The sequence below is a fragment of the Arenibacter sp. S6351L genome (assembly GCF_023016025.1).
Lineage (GTDB): Bacteria > Bacteroidota > Bacteroidia > Flavobacteriales > Flavobacteriaceae > Arenibacter > Arenibacter algicola_B.
In genome coordinates this window covers 60,093-83,694 of record NZ_JALKBB010000024.1, presented here as the reverse complement: position 1 = coordinate 83,694, position 23,602 = coordinate 60,093, and the positions used below count along the sequence as shown (strand labels likewise).

General features: G+C 35.1%; 26 protein-coding genes. 24 read left to right on the top strand and 2 right to left on the bottom strand.

What is annotated here, in order from left to right:
- The first annotated feature begins 62 nt into the window (after nt 1–62).
- From MWU82_RS17725 to MWU82_RS17660, 14 genes are all read left to right on the top strand, one after another.
- A complete protein-coding gene (locus MWU82_RS17725) occupies nt 63–440 on the top strand; it encodes a nuclear transport factor 2 family protein (RefSeq protein ID WP_247097441.1) in 378 nt (125 codons plus the stop codon).
- Nucleotides 441–636: 196 nt separating this feature from the next.
- The gene (locus MWU82_RS17720) at nt 637–1,050 is read left to right on the top strand and encodes an ester cyclase (RefSeq protein ID WP_247097440.1); all 414 of its coding nucleotides are present in this window, start codon (nt 637–639) and stop codon (nt 1,048–1,050) included.
- Between the two features lies 1 nt (nt 1,051).
- Nucleotides 1,052–1,390: a GIY-YIG nuclease family protein gene (locus MWU82_RS17715; protein ID WP_215948959.1), complete on the top strand. Its 339-nt coding sequence runs from the start codon at nt 1,052–1,054 to the stop codon at nt 1,388–1,390.
- A gap of 201 nt (nt 1,391–1,591) precedes the next feature.
- Entirely contained in the window at nt 1,592–2,512 is a 921-nt protein-coding gene (locus MWU82_RS17710) for an NAD(P)-dependent alcohol dehydrogenase (RefSeq protein ID WP_215948958.1), read from the top strand.
- Nucleotides 2,513–2,534: 22 nt separating this feature from the next.
- Nucleotides 2,535–3,572, top strand: a complete 1,038-nt coding sequence (locus MWU82_RS17705; protein ID WP_247097439.1) for a serine hydrolase domain-containing protein — start codon at nt 2,535–2,537, stop codon at nt 3,570–3,572.
- A 144-nt stretch (nt 3,573–3,716) separates the two neighbouring features.
- The gene (locus tag MWU82_RS17700) at nt 3,717–4,154 is read left to right on the top strand and encodes a cytochrome c oxidase assembly factor Coa1 family protein (protein ID WP_215948956.1); all 438 of its coding nucleotides are present in this window, start codon (nt 3,717–3,719) and stop codon (nt 4,152–4,154) included.
- A gap of 283 nt (nt 4,155–4,437) precedes the next feature.
- A complete protein-coding gene (locus MWU82_RS17695; RefSeq protein WP_247097438.1) occupies nt 4,438–5,205 on the top strand; it encodes a DUF6090 family protein in 768 nt (255 codons plus the stop codon).
- Between the two features lie 102 nt (nt 5,206–5,307).
- Nucleotides 5,308–6,366 (top strand): NAD(P)/FAD-dependent oxidoreductase, encoded by a 1,059-nt coding sequence (locus MWU82_RS17690; RefSeq protein ID WP_215948952.1) that lies wholly within the window; start codon nt 5,308–5,310, stop codon nt 6,364–6,366.
- Between the two features lie 284 nt (nt 6,367–6,650).
- Nucleotides 6,651–7,967: a pectate lyase gene (locus MWU82_RS17685; RefSeq protein ID WP_215948951.1), complete on the top strand. Its 1,317-nt coding sequence runs from the start codon at nt 6,651–6,653 to the stop codon at nt 7,965–7,967.
- Between the two features lie 211 nt (nt 7,968–8,178).
- Nucleotides 8,179–8,613 carry a nuclear transport factor 2 family protein gene (locus MWU82_RS17680; RefSeq protein WP_215948950.1) on the top strand — a complete coding sequence of 145 codons (435 nt, stop codon included), beginning with the start codon at nt 8,179–8,181 and terminating at the stop codon, nt 8,611–8,613.
- A 135-nt stretch (nt 8,614–8,748) separates the two neighbouring features.
- Nucleotides 8,749–9,216: a DinB family protein gene (locus MWU82_RS17675; RefSeq protein ID WP_215948949.1), complete on the top strand. Its 468-nt coding sequence runs from the start codon at nt 8,749–8,751 to the stop codon at nt 9,214–9,216.
- Between the two features lie 274 nt (nt 9,217–9,490).
- Nucleotides 9,491–10,306, top strand: coding sequence for a helix-turn-helix domain-containing protein (locus tag MWU82_RS17670; protein WP_247097437.1), 816 nt, complete (start codon nt 9,491–9,493; stop codon nt 10,304–10,306).
- Between the two features lie 200 nt (nt 10,307–10,506).
- Nucleotides 10,507–10,875 carry a VOC family protein gene (locus MWU82_RS17665; RefSeq protein ID WP_247097436.1) on the top strand — a complete coding sequence of 123 codons (369 nt, stop codon included), beginning with the start codon at nt 10,507–10,509 and terminating at the stop codon, nt 10,873–10,875.
- 89 nt (nt 10,876–10,964) lie between these two features.
- Complete coding sequence (locus MWU82_RS17660) at nt 10,965–11,552, top strand: GNAT family protein (protein WP_247097435.1); 588 nt, start codon at nt 10,965–10,967, stop codon at nt 11,550–11,552.
- 238 nt (nt 11,553–11,790) lie between these two features.
- Here the strand turns inward: MWU82_RS17660 and MWU82_RS17655 are convergent, their stop codons facing one another.
- The gene (locus tag MWU82_RS17655) at nt 11,791–13,104 is read right to left on the bottom strand and encodes a serine hydrolase (RefSeq protein WP_247097434.1); all 1,314 of its coding nucleotides are present in this window, start codon (nt 13,102–13,104) and stop codon (nt 11,791–11,793) included.
- Nucleotides 13,105–13,481: 377 nt separating this feature from the next.
- Nucleotides 13,482–14,078, bottom strand: a complete 597-nt coding sequence (locus MWU82_RS17650) for an NAD(P)H-dependent oxidoreductase (RefSeq protein ID WP_247097433.1) — start codon at nt 14,076–14,078, stop codon at nt 13,482–13,484.
- Between the two features lie 93 nt (nt 14,079–14,171).
- On the opposite strand from MWU82_RS17650, the gene MWU82_RS17645 reads away from it, so the two are divergent.
- The 10 genes from MWU82_RS17645 to MWU82_RS17600 all read left to right on the top strand — a co-directional run bounded on the left by MWU82_RS17645 (nt 14,172) and on the right by MWU82_RS17600 (nt 23,545).
- Nucleotides 14,172–15,074 carry a LysR family transcriptional regulator gene (locus MWU82_RS17645; protein ID WP_247097432.1) on the top strand — a complete coding sequence of 301 codons (903 nt, stop codon included), beginning with the start codon at nt 14,172–14,174 and terminating at the stop codon, nt 15,072–15,074.
- A gap of 177 nt (nt 15,075–15,251) precedes the next feature.
- Nucleotides 15,252–16,430 carry a serine hydrolase gene (locus MWU82_RS17640; protein ID WP_247097431.1) on the top strand — a complete coding sequence of 393 codons (1,179 nt, stop codon included), beginning with the start codon at nt 15,252–15,254 and terminating at the stop codon, nt 16,428–16,430.
- Between the two features lie 147 nt (nt 16,431–16,577).
- The gene (locus MWU82_RS17635; protein WP_247097430.1) at nt 16,578–18,083 is read left to right on the top strand and encodes a M20/M25/M40 family metallo-hydrolase; all 1,506 of its coding nucleotides are present in this window, start codon (nt 16,578–16,580) and stop codon (nt 18,081–18,083) included.
- 96 nt (nt 18,084–18,179) lie between these two features.
- A complete protein-coding gene (locus tag MWU82_RS17630) occupies nt 18,180–19,115 on the top strand; it encodes an ester cyclase (protein ID WP_215948940.1) in 936 nt (311 codons plus the stop codon).
- A gap of 159 nt (nt 19,116–19,274) precedes the next feature.
- Entirely contained in the window at nt 19,275–19,673 is a 399-nt protein-coding gene (locus tag MWU82_RS17625) for a hypothetical protein (RefSeq protein ID WP_215948939.1), read from the top strand.
- A gap of 14 nt (nt 19,674–19,687) precedes the next feature.
- On the top strand, nt 19,688–19,927 hold the full coding sequence (locus tag MWU82_RS17620) for a hypothetical protein (RefSeq protein ID WP_247097429.1): 240 nt from the start codon (nt 19,688–19,690) through the stop codon (nt 19,925–19,927).
- A 240-nt stretch (nt 19,928–20,167) separates the two neighbouring features.
- Nucleotides 20,168–20,737 carry a cyclic nucleotide-binding domain-containing protein gene (locus MWU82_RS17615; protein ID WP_215948937.1) on the top strand — a complete coding sequence of 190 codons (570 nt, stop codon included), beginning with the start codon at nt 20,168–20,170 and terminating at the stop codon, nt 20,735–20,737.
- Between the two features lie 61 nt (nt 20,738–20,798).
- The gene (locus MWU82_RS17610; RefSeq protein ID WP_247097428.1) at nt 20,799–21,812 is read left to right on the top strand and encodes an NAD-dependent epimerase/dehydratase family protein; all 1,014 of its coding nucleotides are present in this window, start codon (nt 20,799–20,801) and stop codon (nt 21,810–21,812) included.
- A gap of 176 nt (nt 21,813–21,988) precedes the next feature.
- A complete protein-coding gene (locus tag MWU82_RS17605; protein WP_247097427.1) occupies nt 21,989–22,783 on the top strand; it encodes a cation transporter in 795 nt (264 codons plus the stop codon).
- A gap of 105 nt (nt 22,784–22,888) precedes the next feature.
- Complete coding sequence (locus tag MWU82_RS17600) at nt 22,889–23,545, top strand: SDR family NAD(P)-dependent oxidoreductase (RefSeq protein WP_247097426.1); 657 nt, start codon at nt 22,889–22,891, stop codon at nt 23,543–23,545.
- Nucleotides 23,546–23,602 lie beyond the last annotated feature (57 nt).

Below are 23,602 nucleotides of genomic sequence, written 5' to 3'. Positions count from 1 at the left end.
ATAGCGCTGCGTTGGCAACAAGCTTAAAAAAAACTCGGAACTGAAATTAAAGATTCGGAAAAATGACAAAAATAACTGTAAGTGCTGATTGCGGAAATGCACCGAAAAAGGAATTTTTAAAAGAAATAAATATCGCTTTTGCGAAAGGAAATTTGGATTTTCTGACAGAGAGCGTAACGGACAAAATTGTGTGGAATATAATTGGCGACAAAAAAATTGAGGGAAAAGAAAATTTTACAGAGGAATTGGGAAAGATGAAAAAGGAAAAAGCATCGGAATTGATACTCGACCGAATTTTAACTCACGGAAAAGAAGGTGCTGTAAGCGGAATTATAAAAATGCAGAACGGTAAAAAATATGCGTTTTCGGACTTTTATGAATTTAGTGAAGCAAAAGGAACGAAAATAAAATCAATAACATCATACGTAATCGGAATTTAACCAAAAGTGGAAAAAAGCCAGTTGCCAACAATGTATAAAAATAATTGCTCAATTTTGGGCTTAACCAAAGGTCGTTGCAAGTTTACTACGTCTGATTTTCCTTAACGCCAAATGGCGTCACAAGTCGGAAAATCCTCGCACGTAAACTCGCAACTATACTTATACGTGCACGTTAGCACCAACTTAAAAAAAGAAGATGAACAAAGAATCTTTCCTTCGGGAATTTATGACTGAAATTTGGAATAAAAAGAATTATGATAAAGTTGAACAATATGTTCATCCAGAATATACAATCCATCTTGATACAACTGACCCTTGGGAAGGAAAAACTTTATCTCATTCTGAATTCAAAGAACGATTGAATTTTTCATTCAATTCATTTCCTGATATGAATTTTGAAATAACATCTGCTATTCCAGAAGAAAATTACGTTGCTATAACATGGATATTAACAGGTACTAATCTTGGAATGATTGGAGAATATCCGCCAACTAAAAAATCCATTAATACAAAAGGTCTAACAATTTATCATTTTAAGGACAATTTAATTAATGGACACACTCAAGTTTTTGACAGAATAACAGTTATGAAACAATTAGGATTTATGTAATATGAAAACTAAAAAAGAACTTAAAGAAGCCTACCAACAATTGAAAATCCCAATGGGAGTTTTTCAAATAAGAAATATTAGTAATAATAAATTTCTGATTGACCATAGTATTGATATGGAATCAAAATGGAATAGACATAAAATGGAACTCAAATTTGGAAACCACAGGAATCGGAGCTTCCAAAAAGATTGGAATGAGTATGGAGAAGAAAATTTTGTATTTGAAGTTTTATCAGAATTAAAAGGTAGAGACGAAGAAAATATAAATTATAATAAGGAATTGAAAACGCTGCAAGATATGGTAACTGAAGAGTTGAATATTGAGAGTATCTACAAATAAAAAGCAGGTGCCAACAACGTATATAATTCATTGCTAGTTCTAGCCTACTTACGTAAATTCTCCCACGCCCAAAAGCGTGGCGGGACGGATTTTCTATTCGGTTTGTATTTGCTAAATTAGTTGCCGAAACACCTGCCTGTGGCAGGCAGGCGCAACGAAATCATACACAAACACGATGTGGCTAATTCTTAAATAAAAAATATGAAGGCAGTTATTTACACAAAATACGGCCCCCCAAGCGTTTTAAAATTGGTTGATATTGCAAAACCACAGCCAAAGGACAACGAAGTTCTTGTCAAAATATGTGCTACTACTGTCACTTCAGGTGATGCGAGATTACGTAGTTCAGATTTTCCACCAGTAGCTTGGCTTTTTGTCAGACTAATGTTCGGCCTGTTTAAACCGAAAAAGGAAATATTAGGGCATGAATTGTCGGGAATTGTGGAAGCTGTTGGAAAAGATGTTACCAAGTATAAAGTTGGTGATGAAGTTTTTGCCACTCCTACCATGCTTGATACCGGCTCTTACACCGAATATATATGCATACCGCAAGAAAGAAAAAAAGGAGTACTCGGGTTAATGCCAAAAAAGCTTGATTTCAAAGAAGCTACGGCCCTGCCCGTTGGAGGGATGACAGCTTTGTTTCTGCTAAACAAAGCTAACCTCAGCAAAGGACAGGATGTATTAATTTATGGTGCTTCAGGAAGTGTAGGAAGCTACGCCATCCAAATTGCTAAAGAACAAGGAGCAACGGTGGTGGCTGTCTGTAGTAGTTCCAATTTAGAAATGGTAACATCACTTGGAGCTGATAGTGCTATTGACTACAGGAAGCAGGATTATTCTTCACTTGAAAAGAAGTTTGATATCGTTTTTGACGCAGTTGGAAAAACGTCAAAATCGAAAGCAAAGAAAGTATTGAAACAGGAAGGCAGCTTTGTTTCGGTAAAGTCACTCACAAGCCCGAAACAGGAGCATCTGAATAAACTACATGAACTTGCTGAAGGGGGAAAGGTCAGACCGTACATAGATAAATGTTTTCCTCTTTCGGAAATTGTGGCCGCTCACGAGTATGTTGATAAGGGACAAAAAAAAGGGAATGTAGTCATTGAAATAGCAAATTAAAAGTTTTTCGTTTAGAGATAATATGACAAAGAAGTACACAAGGGGAATTATAAGAATAGCACTGCTTATTGGAACAATAATCTCATTGTACTTTGTTCCTTGGCCAATAGTAAAAGCATGGATAACACCCTTGCCCAAAACAGTGCAGGAACAAGTTAATAAAGTATCTGAATATGGGTTTGATGGAATTATAGTTTATGTTGATAAAAAAAATAAACCTCCAGCATTTTATGTCTCAGGCTATAAAAATAGAGATAGCAAAACCCCTGCCGAACCACATTCTTTGTTCAAAATTGCCAGTGTTAGCAAATTATATACTGCCGTAGCTATCACCAAATTGGTAAATAACGGACGTTTGTCTTTGGATAAAACTCTTGCTGACTACTTTCCTGAACTTTCAGATAAGATCGAAAATGCTGATAAAATTATGATAAGAATGATGGTTCAGCATCGGAGTGGAATTCCAAATTATACCGACACCAAAAATTATTGGGTTCATCCAAAACAAAACGACAAAGAACGGTTAGAATTGGTACTTGACTTGCCAGCCAACTTTGAACCCGATACTGATTTTGAATATAGCAATACAAATTACTTATTACTTTCTAAGCTCATAGAAAAAGTGACAGGTAAAAGTAAATTTAAATACATAAGTGAGGAAATTTTAACCCCTCTGAATCTTAAAAGCACTTATGGCTCTATTCAGGATGTCAATCTAGATGATGTAATGAGTGGCTATTACGTTGGCTATGAAAACGATTTAAAGAAAGACGATAATGGTGTAATGTTGGCTACGGCAGAAGATTTGGGCAAATTTATTAGAGCTCTAAATGATGGCTCTGTATTTAAAGACAAAAAAGAACAGGAAATCTATACCTCAATTTATGAGTATGAACATACAGGTTTGATTCCAGGCTATCAAACAATTGCCAAATACCACAAGGACATCGATGCGGTAGTCATTCAATTTACAAATACGGTGGACTTTGAAGGCTACAACTGGAATTTATCAGAAATAATGTATAATCGAATAGTAAAAATATTGAGAAAGAAAAACTAGCCCTAACAATGTTTACAAGTAATAGCGGTTAAAGTGATACAACGTAAGATAAAACATAAAACAAAGGTCAGTGCTCAACTGAAAAGTTAGTGTGTAGAAATCCGCTACTACTCCTATACGAGACCGTTACCTGTAATTTAAAAAATGGACGAATTAATTGAACATAAAAGTTGGTGGAAACGGAATTGGAAATGGTTCACTCCTGTGTTTGGTGTACTTGTATTCTTTGTTATTGCTATTGCGTCCTCTCCAATTGGGACAAGATTTTCTGATATTACAAAAGCTTATGTCGACCCAAATCTTATGCAAAATGCCATTCTAAAAGCTCAGGAAAATGAAGAAGTAGTTGAATTGTTAGGTATTTTAGAACCGGTAAAAGGAATTGACATAGTTAGAGGGATTGTTAACTATTCAAACAATGATACTACAATCGATATATACGTTCACATCACTGGAACAAAGGGACAAGGTAGAATGAGGGTTTTGGCGGATTGGAATAGTGATAAATGGATCTATAACAATATTTCCATTGCAAGTAAAAAACTCAAAGAACCGATTGTTGTGATTAGAAATGTGAAATAAAAACCACAGGTAACACAACCTATAAACAATGCGGACTTAGAGTTTATTCGCAGGGTTTGCGTATTTTTATGAAGTCCGCAAAATCTTTGGGATTTTGCTTTAAACAAGGAAAAGAAAAAACCACGCTAAAAAGCGTGGCAGGCGAAAACAAAAAGATTTGGCTATGTGCGTGGTGAAAAGTAAACGTTAGTTTGCTCCCTTACTTTTCATAGCTTAAACGTTGTGCTTCATTATCAGAAACCGCTAACCAATGATAAAATTCTTTAGAAAAATTAGGCAAAAAATGCTCACTGAAAACAAATTCAGGACATATCTGATCTATGCAATCGGAGAAATAGTGCTCGTGGTTATCGGAATTTTAATTGCTTTACAGATTAATAGTTGGAATCAAAATAAACAAAATAGAAAACAAGAACAGCTAATTCTATCACAACTATTAAAAGAGTATTCGAATAATCTAAACCAAATAGAACAAAAAATAGATATAAGAAATGATATATTGTACTCCAGTTTTAAGCTATTAAAATATAGAACAGAAAAGCCAGAACTAATTTTACAGGATAGCCTTAACGTTCATCTTTCTCGAATTTCCATCCGACCTACTTTCGACCCACAGCTTAGTGTAAGTAATGAATTGATAAATTCTGGAAAGCTCTATTTATTGGAAAACATTGATTTAAGAAACAATATCACATCATTTTCAAGTTATTTAAGTGAACTAAGTGAAGAAGAATCAATAATTGTGAAGTTAACAGAAGAGCGTTTAATTCCTTTCTTAATAGAAAATTATCAAATTGGAGGAATGCAAATGATTTTTATGGAAGACAAACAAATAAGGGAAAAATTTGCGATTGGGAGCTTAAAAGAATATCAATCCACGAAAGACTTAGTATCTAAATCAGATTTCAAACCTTTGTTGATTCATCCTGATTTTGAAGATTATTTATTTCAAATGATAAGTTATACGAGATATACTAATGAACAATCTGAAGGCGTAAAAGAAAAGATTGAAAGTATAGTAGATATGATTAAAAAGGAAGTTGAAAAATAACGAAAGTACAACAATATGTATAGTGCATAGCTACCCTGCGGGATAGCTACGACACCATACATGGGACGTTAGCTGCCAGCAGAATTGAACAAATATCAATTAATGAAACAAAACGAAAGAATAATAATCATTGGTGCGGGACTTAGCGGTCTTACTTTAGCATATTCATTATCAAAAAAGAATGTGTTTGCAACAGTTTTGGAAGCCTCGAATAGGTTAGGTGGTAGAATACAAACCATAAAAGGAGAAAATGAAACACCTCTAGAATTAGGTGCTACTTGGTTCTCTGATATGCATCCCAACTTAATTTCATTATTGGATGAGTTAGAATTAAAAAAATTCCCTCAATATTCTAAAGGGAAATCTTTATTTCAAACCAAATCATTTGAACCAGCTCAGGAATTTTATATACCCGAAGCCGAAACGCCATCTTATAGAATTGCAGGCGGAACAGAGCGTTTAATAAACACTCTGAATGAAAAAATAGATGCTGAACAAATTAAACTAAAAACAAAAGTTGTTTCCATTGAAGAAACTGAAAATGAATTAATAGTTCAATCCAATAAAGGAGAAAAAATTATAGCTGATAAAGTTATCTTATGCTTACCTGCACAGTTGGTGGGTTCGCAAATTAAATTTATCCCTGAATTACCTGACAATATTTCAGCTGTTTTACCAACGGTCCAAACTTGGATGGCGGGAGCCATTAAATTTGTTTTAGAATATTCCGAACCGTTTTGGAGAAAAAATGGATATTCCGGAATGTTGTACAGTCATGTAGGAATTGTTTCTGAAATGTACGACCATACAAATTTTGAAGAAGATAAATTTGGTTTCACAGGCTTCTTGAATGGTAGTTCATCAACCTATACTAAAGAACTCAGAAAGGAACTTGTATTAAGGCAATTAGAAGAACTTTTGGGAAAAGATGCTTCGACTCCTTTAACCTACTATGAAAAAATATGGACAGACGAATTTGTTCTAAATGGTAATCGAATAAACAGTATACCACATCAAAATAATGGACATCCGTTATTTAAGAATACCTATATGGGTGGTAAATTATTTTTTTCAGGGACAGAATCCATTGATGAATTCTCTGGCTATATGGAAGGAGCAATACTTTCAGCGAAAAATACTTTAAAAAAAATATTAAAATAAAAAAATCCAGCAGGCAACAATGTATAACCCCAATTTACTCACTAATGTTTATTTTTCTAGGAGTTCGTCGGTCGCAATGCTCTGGTCAGCGGATTTGACTACCCTTCGACTTCGCTCAGGGCAGGCTACAATCCACCCCGCCAGTATAACCTTGTCGGGCTGGTCGGAAATACCAAAGCCTGTGCTAAACCGAAAATAATCGCTAATTTAACCCGTAATGGACAGTTATACGAGACCGTTGTGCCGCATGTTAGAACTTTCTACATTATATAAAAATTAAAAATATGAGAAAATTATTTTTAACTGGAATGATTTCGATCCTGACTTTATTTTATGCATGGTCTCAACAATTAGCCTTCCCTACTGCAGAAGGATACGGTAAATATACTGTTGGTGGACGTGGTGGAAATGTATTTGAAGTCACAAATCTTAATGATTCAGGAGAAGGAAGTCTAAGGGCTGCATTAGAAGCTAAAGGACCTAGAACAGTTGTCTTCAGAGTTTCGGGTACGATAACGGGTAATTTTAGTATCAAAAATGACAGTATAACTATTGCTGGACAAACGGCTCCTGGTGATGGAATATGTATCAAAGGAAACCTGTCTACCGATGCCGATAATATAATCATTCGGTATATTCGAGTAAGGTTTGACCCTTCCACAGGTGAAAATGACGGAATAGGCGGTAGGTATCATAAGAATATTATTTTCGATCATATATCTGCTAGTTGGAGTACCGATGAAACGATGACACTTTACCATAACGAGAATACAACGGTTCAATGGTGTATTATTGCACAAGCGTGCCCCAAAGGCAGTTCCGATGATCATCGTTTTGGGGGAATATGGGGAAATAAATACGGTTCTTGGCATCATAACCTTTTTGCACATAATGCTAGTCGAAACCCACGTTGGGCTTCTGGCAGTGGGTTTAATGATTACAGAAACAATGTAATTTATAATTGGGAATATGCAAGTAGTTATGGAGGTGAGGCACATCAGAAAGGGGATAGACGCAACCCACCAATTGAACATTCTACGATTAACATGATTGCCAATTATTATAAGCCAGGACCCGCAACCGATTCAAAAGTGAGGAGCTGTATTGTTGATCCCTCATCAAGGGATGAAGATGCTGACGCGGGAAAATGGTGGGTTTCTGAAAATATTGTTGATGGATACCCTAAAGTCACTGACAATAATTTGTTGGGGGTGACAAAAACAAGTGCGGCGTATAAACTCAACCAACCATGGCCTGCAATGGAAATTAATCAACAAACAGCTGAAGAAGCTTATAAAGCTGTATTAAAATACGCGGGTTGTTCTTTACCTACACGAGATAAAGTAGATGCAGATATTATCGATGATGTTCTTCATGGAACAGCAAAATATGGCAATAAAGGTATTATTGATGTTCCAAGCGATGTTGGTGGCTGGCCCGAACTAAAAAGCTCCCCCGCCCCCATTGACACAGACCATGACGGAATGCCTGATTACTGGGAGATTAAAAACAAGTTGGACAAACAAAACCCTGATGACCGCAATGTAGTAGCTTCGGATGGATATACTATGTTAGAAAAATATTTAAACAATATAAATTAAAAGCACGACGGCACAACAGTGGCTATAAGTAACCAGCCCGACAGGGTCGTTCCGGCGGGTTGCTTGTTCTCGCCTACTTTGAAAATTCCTGCGGAATTTCCAACTTGGCGTGTATTGGCGAGGTTAAGTGCTAAACCACGCAACTACACATAGCGCTGCGTTGCGTGCAATAAGCCAAAACGAATAAACAAACCCACCAAAAATGAATCATATGAAACAATTGTCAATTTTACTTCTGACCCAGATTCTGCTATTTAGTTCTTGTCAAGAAGAAAAAACTGATAATCCTGAACAATTAAAGTCCGTTTTAATTGGATATTTTAACGGAATTGAAACAATGGATTTTAAAAAAATGCGAGATTTGACAACTGACGACTTTATTATATATGAAGATGGAGTAGTTTTTAACAATGACAGTATTTTCAAAATGATGAAGAGTTTTCCAAAATATACAGCTGAATATAAATTTGAAAATCTGAGAATTAACGTGGATAACAATTCTGGTAATATCAATTATTTTAATCGCGCAAACTTTGTTTTTAATGATACAACTAAAGTTAAATTTGACTGGTTAGAAAGTGCTACTTTTAAAAAGATTGACGGAAAATGGAAAATGGACTTTTTACATTCAACAGTAAGAAAGTAAAAAAATACTGCAAACAACACCGTATAAAATTAATGTGGGTGTTTTTGGCTTAATCAAAGGTTTTTGTCTGTTGGCTATGTCACTTATACTAAACCGTTGTCTGAAATGTAAAAAGACATTCTTGAAACAAAGAAAATGAACCAATCCGAACTCATAATTATAAATTTCAAAGAAATAAGGAGAAGAAGTATAAAACTTTGGAATGGACTACCTGAGAAATATTATAATTGGAAACCTGACGAAAAAGCAATGAGTGCGTCAGAAATGATAAGACACGTTTTGGAGGCTGATTATGGCTGGAATGTTATTATTAATCAAGGAGATATGACAAATTATAAAACACCTTGGAAAAACCGACCATTCATAAACCTAAAAGATGAACTTGAATTTGCTGAGCCTTTTAGAAAAACATTTTTAGAAAGTATTCGACAATTTTCGGATAGGGAATTAAACGAAACGAAAATAGTACACCCTGGAAATGGAGACAAGAAAATCCTTGCAAAATATTTGTTACGGATTGGATATCATGAATCTGTACACGCAGGAACATTTTTATCGTATTTAAGAGCAATGAAAATTGATAGACCAAACATATGGGATTGAAAAAAACACTACAGCCAACAATATATAACCGCCATTTATGCATTGATGTATATTTTATAAGGAGTTCGTTGGTCGCAATGCTCTGGTCGGCGGATCCTACTACCCTTCGACTTCGCTCAGGGCAGGCTAGAATCCACCCCGCCAGCATACCCTTGTCGGGCCGGTCGGAATTGCCAAAGCCTGTGCTAAACCGAAAATAGTCTCTAATTTCACCCGTACCTGACGGTTATACGAGACCGTTGTGCGTCATTCAAAAAAAAACATATATTAATCAATGGACTATCAAACATTCCAACCACATCCAGATTTAGAATCTCTTGTAAGTTGTTATTGGACTTTGGAAGTTCCTGACGAAAACGATAAGGAAAGACAGCTAATTATACCTGATGGTTGTATTGAAATGGCATTTATCCTTGGAGACGACATAAAGCGTTACACTACGCAGGATGAATTTATCCTTCAACCTCGTGCGATGGTACTTGGACAAACGATTGAACCATTTTTTATCGAGCCAACAGGCTACGTAAATACATTTGCAATTAGATTTTACCCTTATGGCTTTGCCAATTTCGTTACTACGCCCATTAAAAATTTGGCAAATAAAGAAACGCCAATAGAATTATTGTTTGGAGAGAATACCGCAAAAGAATTGGAACAAAAAATAATTCACTCAACAGACAGCAAACAGCGAATTGAAATCGTAGAAAAATTTCTTTTAGAAAAACTCAATGATAAAACCACAGTTGACAATATTGTAAAACGGACCGTTGATGCACTTATATCATCAAATGGAACTGAATCAATATTGACTATTCTTAAAGAAGACTTGTCCAAAAGAAGACAACTCGAAAGAAATTTTAAAAAGCAAATTGGTATCAGCCCAAAACAATTGGGTAAAGTCATCCGACTTCAAACTGCTTTAAAAATGTTGCTAAACAAAAAGACAGACACCTTAACCAACATTGCATACGAAAGTGAATATTTCGACCAAGCACATTTTATAAAAGACTTTAAGGAGTTTACAGGAATCAACCCGAAGGATTTTTTAGGTAACGAAAATATGGCTCTTTCAACTCTCTTCTACAAATAAACAAGGTGTCGCATTTTTACAATTTTCGACTTCGTAAAAATTTCATATTTGCACCGAGAATTTAAACATCAAATATGAAAAAGAGAACACTTTGTTGTGCGGTTATACTTTCCTTTTGCATTATAGCTTGTAAAGGTCGAGACAAATCCAGTAACGAGAACCAACAAACCGATTCAAACGAAACACAAAAAACGAGCGATATGAAAAGTTTTATTTCCATTTTTGAAATTCCGGATACAGATATTTCAAGAGCAGTCGATTTTTATCAAACAATTTTAGACCTTAACATTGAAAAAATGGATTTCCCAGAAATGCAAATGGGCATATTCCCATATGAAGGGCAAATGGTTACGGGAGTTATAATGAAAGCGGAAGGTTACAAACCCTCGGCTGACGGAGTTACCATATATCTAGATGGTGGAGATAATCTTCAAATAATTCTTGATAAAGTAGAGCAAAATGGTGGAGAAATCATTGTTCCAAAATCACTTCACGCTGACGAAAGCGGTTATTACGCAATATTCCTTGACTCGGAAGGAAATAAAATTGGTCTGCATTCCCCAAACTAAACACGGAAAAAAGAACGAACGTACAACAATGGCTATAAGCAATACAGGCTTTGGTGCTTGCCGAAAGGCAGTTGGGTAAATCGAAGAAATTGGAACTATTAAATACACATAGACTGATAATCAGACCAGCTACTTTACAGGACAAAAGAAGTGTATATGATTGGCTAACTCGTTCAAACCTAACAAGTGATATGCTTGGCTCTCCAAATTTCCCTGACGCTCCTATTCCAACTTGGGAAGAATTTAACCAAGATTTTTTAGACCATTATTTTGACGGTTCGAAACCACTGAATGGACAATGTTTCATATTGACACATTTTGGACAGGAAATTGGACAAATAAACTATAACGACATAAACAAAAAAACAAAGTCCACAGAAATTGACATTTGGTTGGCCGACAGAAAATATACTGGAGAAGGATTTGGACCGGAAGCAATAATGTGCTTATGTAACTATTTAAAAGATAAATTTGATTGCAAGACAATTTACATAGCTCCTTCAAATCGAAATCTGAATGCAATTAAGTCATATAAAAAAGCAGGATTCATTGAAACCGATAAAATTCCAGATGACTTTATTCCAGACTATGAAGACACGATTGTCTTAAAAATAGAAACTAATAAAAATGGAATACCTGCACACAACAATGTATTTAAAAAACAGGCGAAACAGTAATAAAACAAAGGCTTTTGGCTCGTATCAAACATTGTGCTTAACCGAAAGTTTGGCACTTCGAAATCGCCTACTTTTCATTTACTAAACGATACAGGTCATTAAAAAAAAATACTTAATTACATCAGAGCAATTGGTATTTTCTTATTCGTTTCTCTTTTTTCTTTATGTAAGAACAAAAAAAATAGAAATCAATAAAGCGGTGAAGAACCCTACTATAGAGAAGGTATCAATAAAATGGTTAACGATTAATTTGTTTGCCTACTGCACGGACAATTCGCAGCAAATGCTCTTTGCTTTCCAAGTGACCATTATCCTTCCAATTTGCCATGAAAACTATGGCGATTTCGTTCTTGTAATCCGCAAAAATAAACTGGCCAAATGAACCTATCGTATGCATCAACCCATCGTCTCGCAGCATCCATACTTGATTTCTGTAATCCTCTTGTTGTCCAAGTACGAAATAAGGCGATAAGGGTTCTGTAGGTGGTTGGTCAAATGTTGATTCAAAGTAACTCTCAGGGATTACCCTCTTACCTTTAAAACTGCCTCTATTTAACATCATTTGGCCAAACCTAGCAGCATCCCTTAGTGTTACTGCCATACCCCAGCTAGCGCCTGCATTGCCGTCTTCATCAATGGAAACAGCTGCATCATAGCGGGCTTGTAAGGGGCGCCAGAAGTTTTCTTCTATCAACTGAGCATATTGCTTACCTGTGACCTGCTCAGCAACCATAGCCAACACCTGAGTATTCATATCATTATATGAAAATTTGTTGCCAGCTGCGAAGGATGGTTTTTGAAACTGTTGAATAAATAACAAAGTTGAACGATGTTCAACACCTAGCACCTTTGGCTTCAGCCCCATATGAACTTCACTCATAAAGCCAAAATCATCTGCATTGTGGTAACTACCAAAGTCAGGAAACCCCACTTCCATATCAAGCATATTTTGCAACGTAGAACCTTTGAAAACATCAGCATTCAATTCAGGTAAATATTCGTCCACATTAGCGCCTAAATCTAATAGGCCCTCGCTTGCTAACTTATGGATTAACATACCCGTGAACGTTTTTGAACTAGATTGTAAAATTTGAATATCATGTTTTTGCATGCCTTGATCGTAGGTTTCAAAAACTAATTTCCCCTCATGCATCACAGCAAAGCCTTTCATTTGTATTGACTGCAGAAGGTCTGATAATGGAACATCTTTTTCCGTATCAACAGAAACTTCTAGCTCCATGAGATTGAATGGGTCATTTTTTATTTCTTCAAGTGCTGCTGCTTCAGGGTCAGCGTGGATGGTAGCCATTGGTATAAACTCTCGTGGGTGATGACTTGCATAACGGCTATAAGGCCAATACTGCCAATTAAGGAGATTAATATCACTTCGCTCGAACGGCATATCAAATGGATAGTTGCGTATCACATCAAGCTGTTGATTAATGCTTATTGCTTCACTATCTTGGGCACTGGTTTGTGAGCTGATAAACGTAAAGCAGAGAATAATTAATATTTGAATTGCTTGATAGCCGGCATTCGAGTTTATTGTCATTTATATTTTTATTAAAGATAGCGAAATTATATATGGCATCAATTGTCTGCCTTTTGACAAAAAAGAATAACGACCTGAAACACAACCTATAAACCATAAGAGCTTCGTGCTTAATCGAAAGGTTTGTGTATATTTATAAAGTTGCTAAATCTTATGGATTTTGCTTTAGAACAAAAAAAGAAAAAACCACGCTAAAAAGCGTGGCAGGCGAAAACCCGCCCGAACGCCAGACTGAATAACAAAGTCGGGCCGTTACCTTTTCGGTACGGGCAGGTAAAAGATTTTGCTGTGTGCGTGGCGGAAAGCAAACGCTAGTTTGCTCCCGTAATGTTCATAGCTCAACCGTTGTACTGCATTTTCGAAACTAAACCAGATAATTACAAATTAATCATTAAATCATTTAAAAAAACACTGTAATTATTCAACTCAAAAGGAACATCTGCATTTTTTTCCATATCGTGAAAATGATGTGTTGCTAATAATTCCATTCCTGTAAAAGCATTCATTCTGTGAAACCCAAACATAGCACCTTCATCTACACTTTTTTGATTAAAAAATTCATTTTCTAAAGTAAATGCGGTTTTAGGTGCATTCCAACTTGTAGTAAGTATATATTTTTTTCCGTGCATTAAACCACCGGTCCCGTAATTGATGTTTGGATTTTTTCTACTTCTTCCATCACTTGCATAAATTCCATTTTGATGACCTTCCGTAAAAACTTCATCTATATATTTTTTAAATCCAAAAGGTATTTGAAACCACCAAATTGGAGTATGATAGATCACTAAATCTGCCCACTTAAATTTTTCAACTTCTTTTTTTACGTTATAATTTTCACCTACTTGAGTAAATTTCACTTCAAATTCTTCAAGCTTATCAAAAAATGAAATCGTATTAGTGAAAAGTGTTTCGTTAAATCTTCCACCAGAATGTGCAAATGGATGACTTCCATTAATTATAAATATATTTTTCATTTGTCTCTTAATTTATTTGAGGCAAAACTAAAGCTATATTTATTATTGTAAAAATAATACAAATCATACCTTTGTATCAATATTTTAATAACTATGGTAAATTTAGAATGGTACAGAACATTTAAAGAAATATATGAAAACGGAACTTTGACTAAAGCTTCTATTGCTTTATATGCGTCCCAGCCTGGAGTTAGTGTACACTTAAATGCACTAGAAGCTTATGTTGGCAAAAAATTATTTGAACGTACTTCGAGAAAAATGATTCCAACAGAGGATGGGAAATTTTTATATGAATATATTATTGAATCTTTAAAAAAACTTGAAATAGCAGAACAGCATTTTAAAAAAACAACTCAAGAAAAAAATCCATCTCTGAACATTGGAATGTGTTCAGAAATGTTTCAACTAATTATTGAACCCGAAATTCCAAAACTAGACTTTGACCTAGTAGCTAGATTTGGGGCACATACAGATTTAATAAAAGACCTAAACAATGGTATTTTAGATTTAGTAATAACACCTAAAAAACAGAATGAAAAAAAATCATTAGTTGAGTATATTCCTTTTTCAAAAGAAAGAATCGTTTTAATAGCAGGAAATAAAACGAATGTAACTAAAATACAAAAACACATTATATCAAAAAATTTAAGTAAGTTAGAAGACGAACTACTTCAAAATGTTTGGTATAGTTCATCAAACGAAATGGAACATTTTAGACGTTTTTGGTTTGAGAATTTTAATAAGAAACCTGCTTTCAAACCAAACTATATTTTACCAAATATTACTTCTATTATAAGATGTTTAAACAATGGAAACGGACTTGCATTAGTTCCAGATTTTTTATGTCAAGAACAAATTTTAAGAAACCAAATAAATTTAGTTTGGGAAGGAAAAGTAAAAACGGAAAACACCTTATATTTTGCGTCAAGAACAGATTTGAAATACAAAAAAGAATTAAATATAATTAAGAATATATTTACATCAAAAATGAAATAAACGCAGTACAACACCGCGTATAATTAATGGCTGGTTCTCAACTACTTACGAAAATCCACCCTCGCCCAAAAGCGTGGCAGGACGGATTTTCTATTTCGTTTGTATTTGCTAAATTAGGTGCTTAAACATTGTAACCAATCTTATACATCAACGTTATACCCAATTAGAACATAATTAATGAGAACAGCTATAGTTAAAATCATAACCCTAACATTTTCAATTTTAATTATAGTAACGTTATTGGGTTGTAACTCAAAAAATAAAGAGTCTATTAAAGGGACTCAAAGGGTAACTTCCCAAAATGCCCTTTCCGCCGTGATTGATTCTATTAATTCAGAAATAAATGATGGAGACTATGGATTAATTGACCGCTTTATAGTCATACAAAATGAAGAGTTATTAGCGGATTACAAATATGAACAGGACTATGAAACCATAGTTCAAAAATATGACACAACCAATCATCAATACAATTTCAATAATACGGATTGGCATCCATACTACAAGCAAACTGAATTGCACACCCTTCAGTCTGTCACCAAAAGTATCACCTCAATCCTTTTAGGTATTGCGTTGGATTTGAATGGGGATTATAATGTTAGCAACAAAGCAATGCCTTTTTTGACTGATTATGATACTAACTTTTTAGATAAACGAAAGCAAAATATATCTATTGAAGATTTATTGACTATGAGAAGTGGATTACAATGGAATGAAGAAACCGATCATAATGATACTACAAATGACTGTTTTAGGCTGGAATCAAGCGACAACTGGATAGAATATGTATTGAGCAAGCCTATGGATACCATACCAGGAACAAAATTCGTATATAATGGTGGAGGAACTGTTCTTTTAGGTAAAATCATTAGAACCATTACGGGCAAACGAATTGATCATTGGGCAGAAGAAAAATTATTTGAGCCACTCGGCATTACAGATTACTATTGGAAAGAAACGCCTTATGGAGAAATTGATACAGAAGGAGGTTTATATCTTAAGGCAGAAGACTTGGCTAAAATTGGTTCATTGTTTTTGAACAAAGGGAAATGGAACGGTAAGCAGATTGTATCTGAAAGTTGGGTCACAACATCCACAAGCCCTTTACTTAAAGACGTAAAACCTCAATGGCGAAGTGTTACGGGATATGGGTATCAATGGTGGATTCCTGAATATACGGATAATGGCAAAACCAATATTTATTCCGCGAACGGATATGGAGGTCAGTATTTAATGATAGCACCAGAACATAATTTAATAATTGTCTTTAATGGTTGGAATATAAATGATGAACCTGAAAAGTCAACTTATAGAGTTTTACAAGACAGAATAATCCCAGCACTTAAGCATAAATAACTGGGTATAAGAATGACCATAGGTAATTGGTTGTCCTCGTCTATTTTGGAGATTCCTGCGGAATTTCCAACTTGGGGTGTACGTGCAAAATTAAGGGTTAAACCACGCAACTACTCTTAGCCGAGACCGTTGTAAATAATATAATTAATGATGAAAAAGAATGTAATCTACTATTTCACCCTGTTAGTTTTCTTTAGCTATCATCATGATTCTATCGCTCAAAGTCAAGTCCGGAATAACTCCTTGGTCCTAAATAAGGCGACGCCAAAGCAACTAAAGGAATATGATAGTTTTTTTGTAGAAAATCATAAAAGGCATATCAATGATTTAGTTGAACTGATTGCCATCCCGACCATGTCGATGAAACCAGAAAACAGGCCAGAACTCAAAAAAGCTGCAGACTTACTTAAAGACATGCTCCATACCATTGGTATGGATAACACAGAAGTGTTTTTCACCAATGAATTGCCAGTAGTTACTGCCTCCTATACACGGAACAAAAGGCAACCTACCATCCTTTTTTATGGGCATTTTGATGTGCAACCTGTCAATGAAGAACGTTGGAAAAGCGACCCATTTAGTGCACAAATAAGAGATGAAAGGCTTTATGGAAGAGGAGCCACCGATGACAAAGGGCCTATTATTGCTTTAATTAGTGCCATAGAAGGATTGATAAAGGTGGATGGCAAGCTTCCTGTCAACATCAAGTTACTATTGGATGGTGGCGAAGAAATGGGGAGTCCACATTTACCAATATGGTTAGCTTCAAATCAAGAATGGCTAAGTGACATTGATTTTGGAGTTAGTGTAGATGCCATGATGAATAATGACAACCAAGGAATGATGTGGAAAGGACTACGAGGAGCCGCAGACCTTGAAGTCACTATTACATCAGCAAATACCGATTTGCACTCAGGCATCTATGGAGGTGTTGCACCGAATGCTGCTTTAGCTGCTTCTAAAGTAATTGCTTCCCTTTGGAATAATGATGGTATAATAGCTATTAAAGGATTTTATGATGGCCTAAGGCAATATTCTGAAAAAGAACGAAAGGAAATTGCTGCTGTCGTAGACCAAGATCAACAAGCTAAGGATTTAAAGAAATTTGGCATCGACCAATGGATCGGAGAGAGAGAATACTCCTTTTATGAGCGTCCTTGGATTCGTACCTCAGTAGACATTACAGGGTTTAAAGCTGGTTATATTCAAGGTAAGGCCTCTATTATACCTCACACTGCTTGGTTCAGAATGTTGGCAAGGACGGGGCCCGACCATGATCCTAAAGAAGTATTGGAAATGCTTAAAAAACACGTCAAAGATAGTCTCCCATGGGGATTAAAAGTGGATTTCAAAGAAAGTGTGATGGGCACTGCACCCGTTTTCGATGAAAGTGATTTGGGCTTTAGAATAGGCAAACAAGTATTAACAGACTTTTTCGGGACCCCCCCGATCATACTCTATATTGGAGGTACCGTGCCGGCCCTGTCCTCTATTCCCGATGGTGGTGGCCCAAATTTAGTTTCCGTAGGCTTCCAAAGGAGTGATGAAAATTTTCATGCTGACAATGAATATATGCGTATTGAGAGTTTCAAGAAAGGTCAGCGTATATACGTAAACTTGCTTCATGCATTTGTGAATCAATTGAATGAATAAATACTACTTACAACAAAGTATATGAGATCATAGCACCCTAAGGGATGCAACATTTAATATCCACGAACCGTTGGCAACAATTAAACCAATCGAAAAATGAACAATATTACGAGAAATCAAATTTTATTTTCCATTATAGTTTTCTTGCTGATTGTGAGTTGTCAATCTAAACAAAGCACAGAAGAACGTTCTGAAAACACTACTTCAGACCAAATAGAAAGCACATCAAGTCAATCTGAAAAAGAAATAAAAGCCATACTGGAAAGGATCTTGGCTGCAGTTGGAAACCGGGATGCTCAAGAATTGGATGACCTGAGTTTCGACCAGGCCATTATCGCATATACGTATCCGAAGGATGGACAATGGCAGCATAAAGAGATGACTATTGACTCGTATTTGCAAACCATCCGGGATATGAAAGATCCAAAGCCTATTTTAGAATCCGTCAATTCGTATAAGATAAATATAACCGAAGATCAATTGGCCTCAGTAATAATGCCTACCGTCATTTCAAAATTCGGTGTTGCCAGTAGCAATGAGGTCAATCATGTTATAATGATGAAAGACAGCGACCAATGGAAACTGTTAAGTATTTCATGGACCGCTCACCGGATTCCCGAAGAAGAAAGAGAATTCGACTTAAATCTCTATGCACGCAACTATGCACAAGTCTGGGGTAGTAACCGACCTGAATTTGTTGCTATGTTTTATGCTGAAGACGGTTCATTACAAGTGAATGACGGAGAACCTGCCGTTGGTAGAAATGCCATTACAAATGTTGCTAAAGGATTTATGGACGCTTTTCCCGATATGATTGTTTCAATGGATAGTCTAGTCACTAAATCTGACAAAACACGATTCTATTGGATACTGACTGGAACAAATGACGTACCAAATGGAACTGGTAAGAAAGTTAAAATTAGTGGATTTGAAGAATGGACATTAAATGATGATGGATTAATCCAAAAATCAAAAGGCTATTTTGATGAAAAAGAATACAAGCGACAACTTGAATTTGGAACGGATAAATAATAACTACAGCCAACAATGTATAATTGATTGCTAGATCACTGCCGACTTACGAAAATTCCACTGAAATTTTCTATCCGTGATTTGTTTGCTAAATTAGTTAATTAAACACGCAACTAACCATACACAAACACGTTGTGGTGCATTCGCGAACTCAAATAGATGGATAAAGTAATAAGTCAATATAACTCATTAGCCAAAAGCTATTTATTTAAACTAACAGAATATTCCAATAACATACCAAACATCCGGATACCTGTTAATTCAACTTTTAAGAAAGTGGATGACTATCTTAGATTCCGAAGTGAATCCCTTAAAGAACTTATAACGTTGCTTCAAAATCTCACAAATCAACTAGATAAATATGGGAAATTTAAAACACTTGACCCTAAGATTATACGAATGGCAGAAATGAATGCTCTTACTAATGGGAAGTTTTATGACTATGCCATTAGTCATTTTAACTACGTGGATATTGAGCCAGAATTGTTTGAATTAATTGACAGTCATTTTACTAAATTCTGTGAACTTTCCAAGAAGATAGAATCTGTTAATCAGTAAAAGGAGAATGAACAATGCAAGACTACTGGAAGAAATTTGACATACTCTGTTCCGATCTAAAGGCTGATGGAAAACAAACTCTTATTGACGAACTTCGAAAAGCTCAATCCTATGTAAATGGATTGACTGATGGTTGGTATGACTTTCTTAATGCATTTGAAAAGGCTCTTAAAACGCATAAACTAGAGGGGAAAACTCAGCAACTAGCCATTGAACTGATTGAAACATTAAAAAATCGATTAGAAAAAGGATAACGACAGAACAAAACAACCTAAACGTAATGCGAACTTTAGGTTTAAACGGAAAGGTCTGTGTATATTTATAAAGTGACTAAATTGAAAATTACGTGACAGCGAAATATTCAATTTTAGCTTTGGACAAAACAAAAAACAAATCAAAACCAAATGCTTAGCTTAGCGCGCGGCTGGGAATCCGTCATATTTCTACACCGCACTAATCAGAGCCCAGGCGTTCTAAACCAATAAAAATCAACAATGGAAAATCTAATTAATTATATACAATCAAGAATTACTTTAACTCAACACGAGATTAATTTAATTAAAAAACATTGCGTTTCAGAAGAAATTCCAGCTCAAACCAAACTTTTAAAAGCTGGAAACGTAGAGCGATATATTTATTTCTTAGATACTGGATTTGTAAAGGGATATCAAAATGTTGATGGAAAGATTGTAGTACAGCACCTTGTAGGGGAATACGATTTTTTCACATCTTTAGATAGTTTTATGAGCGAAACACCTTCCTTAGACTATTACGAAACGATTACGGATTGTAATCTTGTAAAAATATCAAAACCTGATTTTGATATTTTGCATAAGGAAACAAAATTCTGGGCAATAATTGTCAAAGAAGTAACCAATGAACATTTAAGTTGCAAATTAGAACGTGTTAAAGATTTTCAAATTTTAACTGCAAAAGAACGCTATCTGAAATTTGTAAATCAATATCCAAAATTGGCTTTAAATGTATCTATCGACAATATCGCTTCTTTTTTAGGAATGGAACCCCAATCTCTAAGTCGTATTCGAAAACAAATCGTTATCTAACAAATGTTATTTCCAACCCCATATAAGGTCCCGAAATTTGCTCAGACAAAATGTAAGAATTATGAGCAAAGAAATTTCATTAGTAACAGGAGGAAACGGACATTTAGGTAACAACTTAGTTCGACTATTGCTTTCTGAAAATCAGAAAGTACGAACAACTGTTAGAAATATCAGTAATGTAGAGCCATTTAAAGGGTTGGATTGTGAAGTTGTACAAGCTGATATTACCGATAGAAAATCTCTAAGAAAAGCGTTTCAGGGAGCTACACACCTATATGCAGTTGCTGCAAATTTCAGTATGTGGGCCAAAAACCCCAAAACTGAAATTTATGATAATAATATGCAAGGAACTCAAAATGTGTTTGATATTGCAAAAGAATACGGCATTAAGAACATCGTTTATGTAAGTTCAGTAGCCAGTTTGGATTTCACGAAGTTACCAGCCAAGGTAGACAATGGATACAATAAAGACCGAAGAAATTGGTATTATAATTCTAAAAATGATTCCGATAAGCTAGCATTGGAATTGGGGGAAAAATATGGAATCAGAACGGTTATTGTTTTGCCTTCTGCAATGATCGGTTCCAAAGCTTATAAATTAAGCTATTCCAACAATCTTGTATTACAAGTTTTAAATGGAGAAATACCTGTAGACACCAATGTAACTTTAAATTGGGTAGATGTAAAAGATGTAGCTTCAGGAACGTATAACGCAATGACAAAAGGCAGAGATGGTGAAAGATATATTTTATCCAACGAGAAGCATACTACATTGCAAGAAAGTGTAAAAATGGCATCCGATTTATATCCTGAACTAAAATTAAAAACGCCTAAAAAAGTGCCAAAATGTTTGTTATACTCTGTTGCGGGTTTAATGGAATTTAGCAGTAAGTTTACTGGAAAAGAACCTCAATTACAGAGGCATTACTTAGATATGTTTTATGATTTAAAGCAAGATTATGACATTAGTAAGTCCAGAGAAGAATTAGATTTTAATCCTAAACCTTCAAAAGTGGCTTTAGAAGATGCTTTGAAATATTTAAAAAACGATTGGAAAGAAAAGAAAACGGTATAGTACAACGCATATAAACAATAAGGCAATTATAACAAAACCGAAAGGTTCGGGTGCATTTGAAAAGTCCCTAAATTTTAAAATTCGTCTTGTGTTCAACCCAATGGTCGTCGCCCATTTTCCGGTCTACCATTTTTTACACCATCGTTGTAAGTAATCCCTTAAAACCCAGAAACCAAGTGAATAAAACAGTATTTGAAATTACTAAAATGGACTGTCCTTCTGAGGAAAATTTAATCCGAATGAAATTGGACGGAATTTCAAGTATTTCGAGTTTGGACTTTGATATTCCGAACCGAAAATTGACCGTTTTTCACAGCGGACAAATTGACCAAATAGAAAAGTCAGTTCTCGAACTAAATTTAGGCGGAAAGAAAATCTCGACCGAACAAACAGACCAAACAGAATTTAAAGAAAATGCAAACCAGAAAAAATTACTTTGGACAGTACTCGGAATAAATTTTGCCTTTTTCCTAATCGAAATGACAACTGGAATAATCTCAAAATCCATGGGGTTGGTTGCCGACAGCTTGGATATGCTAGCCGACAGTTTTGTGTACGGAATTAGTTTGTTTGCTGTTGGCGGAACAATAACAAAGAAAAAACGGATTGCCAAACTTGCTGGGTATTTTCAAATAACACTTGCGATTATTGGGTTTGTAGAAGTTTTAAGGCGATTTTTCGGAGACGAAAAACTTCCCGATTTTTCGACAATGATAATAGTTTCCATTTTTGCACTTATAGCAAACGGAATTTGTCTTTACATTTTACAAAAGTCAAAAAGCAAAGAAGAGGCACATATGAAAGCGAGTATGATTTTCACCTCAAATGACGTGATTATAAATTTGGGAGTAATTATTGCAGGAATTTTGGTGAATTGGTTGAGCTCTAGTAAACCTGATTTGCTTATTGGTACAATCGTTTTTATTTTGGTCATACAAGGAGCGTTTCGGATTCTAAAATTGAGCAAGTGACGAAAAAAGCACTACCTACAACACCGTATAAAATTAACCCGCCTATAACGATTTGGGCAGAGCAGGTTGCTTTGTTTACTTGCATCTAAAAAATACTAATCGAAGATGAAAACTGGCATAATAACTGGATGCAGTAGAGGAATTGGATTTGCAACAGTCGACCTACTGACCGATAATAATATAAAAGTCATTGGAACTTCAACTTCAGGAAGTTGCTCCATTTTAAAATCGAATTTTGAATGCTATACATTAAATCTTGCCGAAAGTAAGTCAATAGAAAAATTCATAAATATTATTGGCAACAGAAAAATTGACTTTCTTATTAATAATGCCGGAATTTTGTTGGAAAAATGGAATGAATCTGCCATAAACCTCGAATATTTAAGACAAACCTTTAATGTGAATTTATTTGGAACAATTGAGTTGACCGAAAAGTTGATTCCAAATTTTAATAAAAACGGACAAATAATTAATATTACTTCAGATTGGGGTTCGTTCAGTGAAAAGAACTTTGATGAATTTCAACCTCACTATAAAATGTCGAAGTCTGCCTTGAATATGTACACAAAACTGCTGGCAAAAAGACTTGAAAATCAAAATGTGATTGTTTCGTCTTTAGACCCGGGATGGACTAAAACGGATATGGGCGGAAGTGATGCTTCTAGAGAACCCAAGGAAGTTGCCAACGACATTAAGGACTTACTAAACAAGAGTCCTAAAAGCGGTAACTTTTGGCATCAAGGTAAAATTAGAGAATGGTAAATGCGCTACAGCACTTTACTATGTATAGCCACAATTTGTTGCATTGTTCGCTTCGCT

What these genes read in the sequence shown, in the direction of transcription:
- MWU82_RS17705 (WP_247097439.1), top strand. Translation starts at nt 2,535, where the DNA reads ATGACAAAGAAGTACACAAGGGGAATTATAAGAATAGCACTGCTTATT.
- MWU82_RS17655 (WP_247097434.1), bottom strand. Translation starts at nt 13,104, where the DNA reads ATGACAATAAACTCGAATGCCGGCTATCAAGCAATTCAAATATTAATT.
- MWU82_RS17670 (WP_247097437.1), top strand. Translation starts at nt 9,491, where the DNA reads ATGGACTATCAAACATTCCAACCACATCCAGATTTAGAATCTCTTGTA.
- MWU82_RS17720 (WP_247097440.1), top strand. Translation starts at nt 637, where the DNA reads ATGAACAAAGAATCTTTCCTTCGGGAATTTATGACTGAAATTTGGAAT.
- MWU82_RS17635 (WP_247097430.1), top strand. Translation starts at nt 16,578, where the DNA reads ATGATGAAAAAGAATGTAATCTACTATTTCACCCTGTTAGTTTTCTTT.
- MWU82_RS17715 (WP_215948959.1), top strand. Translation starts at nt 1,052, where the DNA reads ATGAAAACTAAAAAAGAACTTAAAGAAGCCTACCAACAATTGAAAATC.
- MWU82_RS17645 (WP_247097432.1), top strand. Translation starts at nt 14,172, where the DNA reads ATGGTAAATTTAGAATGGTACAGAACATTTAAAGAAATATATGAAAAC.
- MWU82_RS17610 (WP_247097428.1), top strand. Translation starts at nt 20,799, where the DNA reads ATGAGCAAAGAAATTTCATTAGTAACAGGAGGAAACGGACATTTAGGT.
- MWU82_RS17695 (WP_247097438.1), top strand. Translation starts at nt 4,438, where the DNA reads ATGCTCACTGAAAACAAATTCAGGACATATCTGATCTATGCAATCGGA.
- MWU82_RS17625 (WP_215948939.1), top strand. Translation starts at nt 19,275, where the DNA reads ATGGATAAAGTAATAAGTCAATATAACTCATTAGCCAAAAGCTATTTA.
- MWU82_RS17615 (WP_215948937.1), top strand. Translation starts at nt 20,168, where the DNA reads ATGGAAAATCTAATTAATTATATACAATCAAGAATTACTTTAACTCAA.
- MWU82_RS17725 (WP_247097441.1), top strand. Translation starts at nt 63, where the DNA reads ATGACAAAAATAACTGTAAGTGCTGATTGCGGAAATGCACCGAAAAAG.
- MWU82_RS17710 (WP_215948958.1), top strand. Translation starts at nt 1,592, where the DNA reads ATGAAGGCAGTTATTTACACAAAATACGGCCCCCCAAGCGTTTTAAAA.
- MWU82_RS17665 (WP_247097436.1), top strand. Translation starts at nt 10,507, where the DNA reads ATGAAAAGTTTTATTTCCATTTTTGAAATTCCGGATACAGATATTTCA.
- MWU82_RS17675 (WP_215948949.1), top strand. Translation starts at nt 8,749, where the DNA reads ATGAACCAATCCGAACTCATAATTATAAATTTCAAAGAAATAAGGAGA.
- MWU82_RS17650 (WP_247097433.1), bottom strand. Translation starts at nt 14,078, where the DNA reads ATGAAAAATATATTTATAATTAATGGAAGTCATCCATTTGCACATTCT.
- MWU82_RS17620 (WP_247097429.1), top strand. Translation starts at nt 19,688, where the DNA reads ATGCAAGACTACTGGAAGAAATTTGACATACTCTGTTCCGATCTAAAG.
- MWU82_RS17600 (WP_247097426.1), top strand. Translation starts at nt 22,889, where the DNA reads ATGAAAACTGGCATAATAACTGGATGCAGTAGAGGAATTGGATTTGCA.
- MWU82_RS17690 (WP_215948952.1), top strand. Translation starts at nt 5,308, where the DNA reads ATGAAACAAAACGAAAGAATAATAATCATTGGTGCGGGACTTAGCGGT.
- MWU82_RS17630 (WP_215948940.1), top strand. Translation starts at nt 18,180, where the DNA reads ATGAACAATATTACGAGAAATCAAATTTTATTTTCCATTATAGTTTTC.
- MWU82_RS17680 (WP_215948950.1), top strand. Translation starts at nt 8,179, where the DNA reads ATGAAACAATTGTCAATTTTACTTCTGACCCAGATTCTGCTATTTAGT.
- MWU82_RS17700 (WP_215948956.1), top strand. Translation starts at nt 3,717, where the DNA reads ATGGACGAATTAATTGAACATAAAAGTTGGTGGAAACGGAATTGGAAA.
- MWU82_RS17640 (WP_247097431.1), top strand. Translation starts at nt 15,252, where the DNA reads ATGAGAACAGCTATAGTTAAAATCATAACCCTAACATTTTCAATTTTA.
- MWU82_RS17685 (WP_215948951.1), top strand. Translation starts at nt 6,651, where the DNA reads ATGAGAAAATTATTTTTAACTGGAATGATTTCGATCCTGACTTTATTT.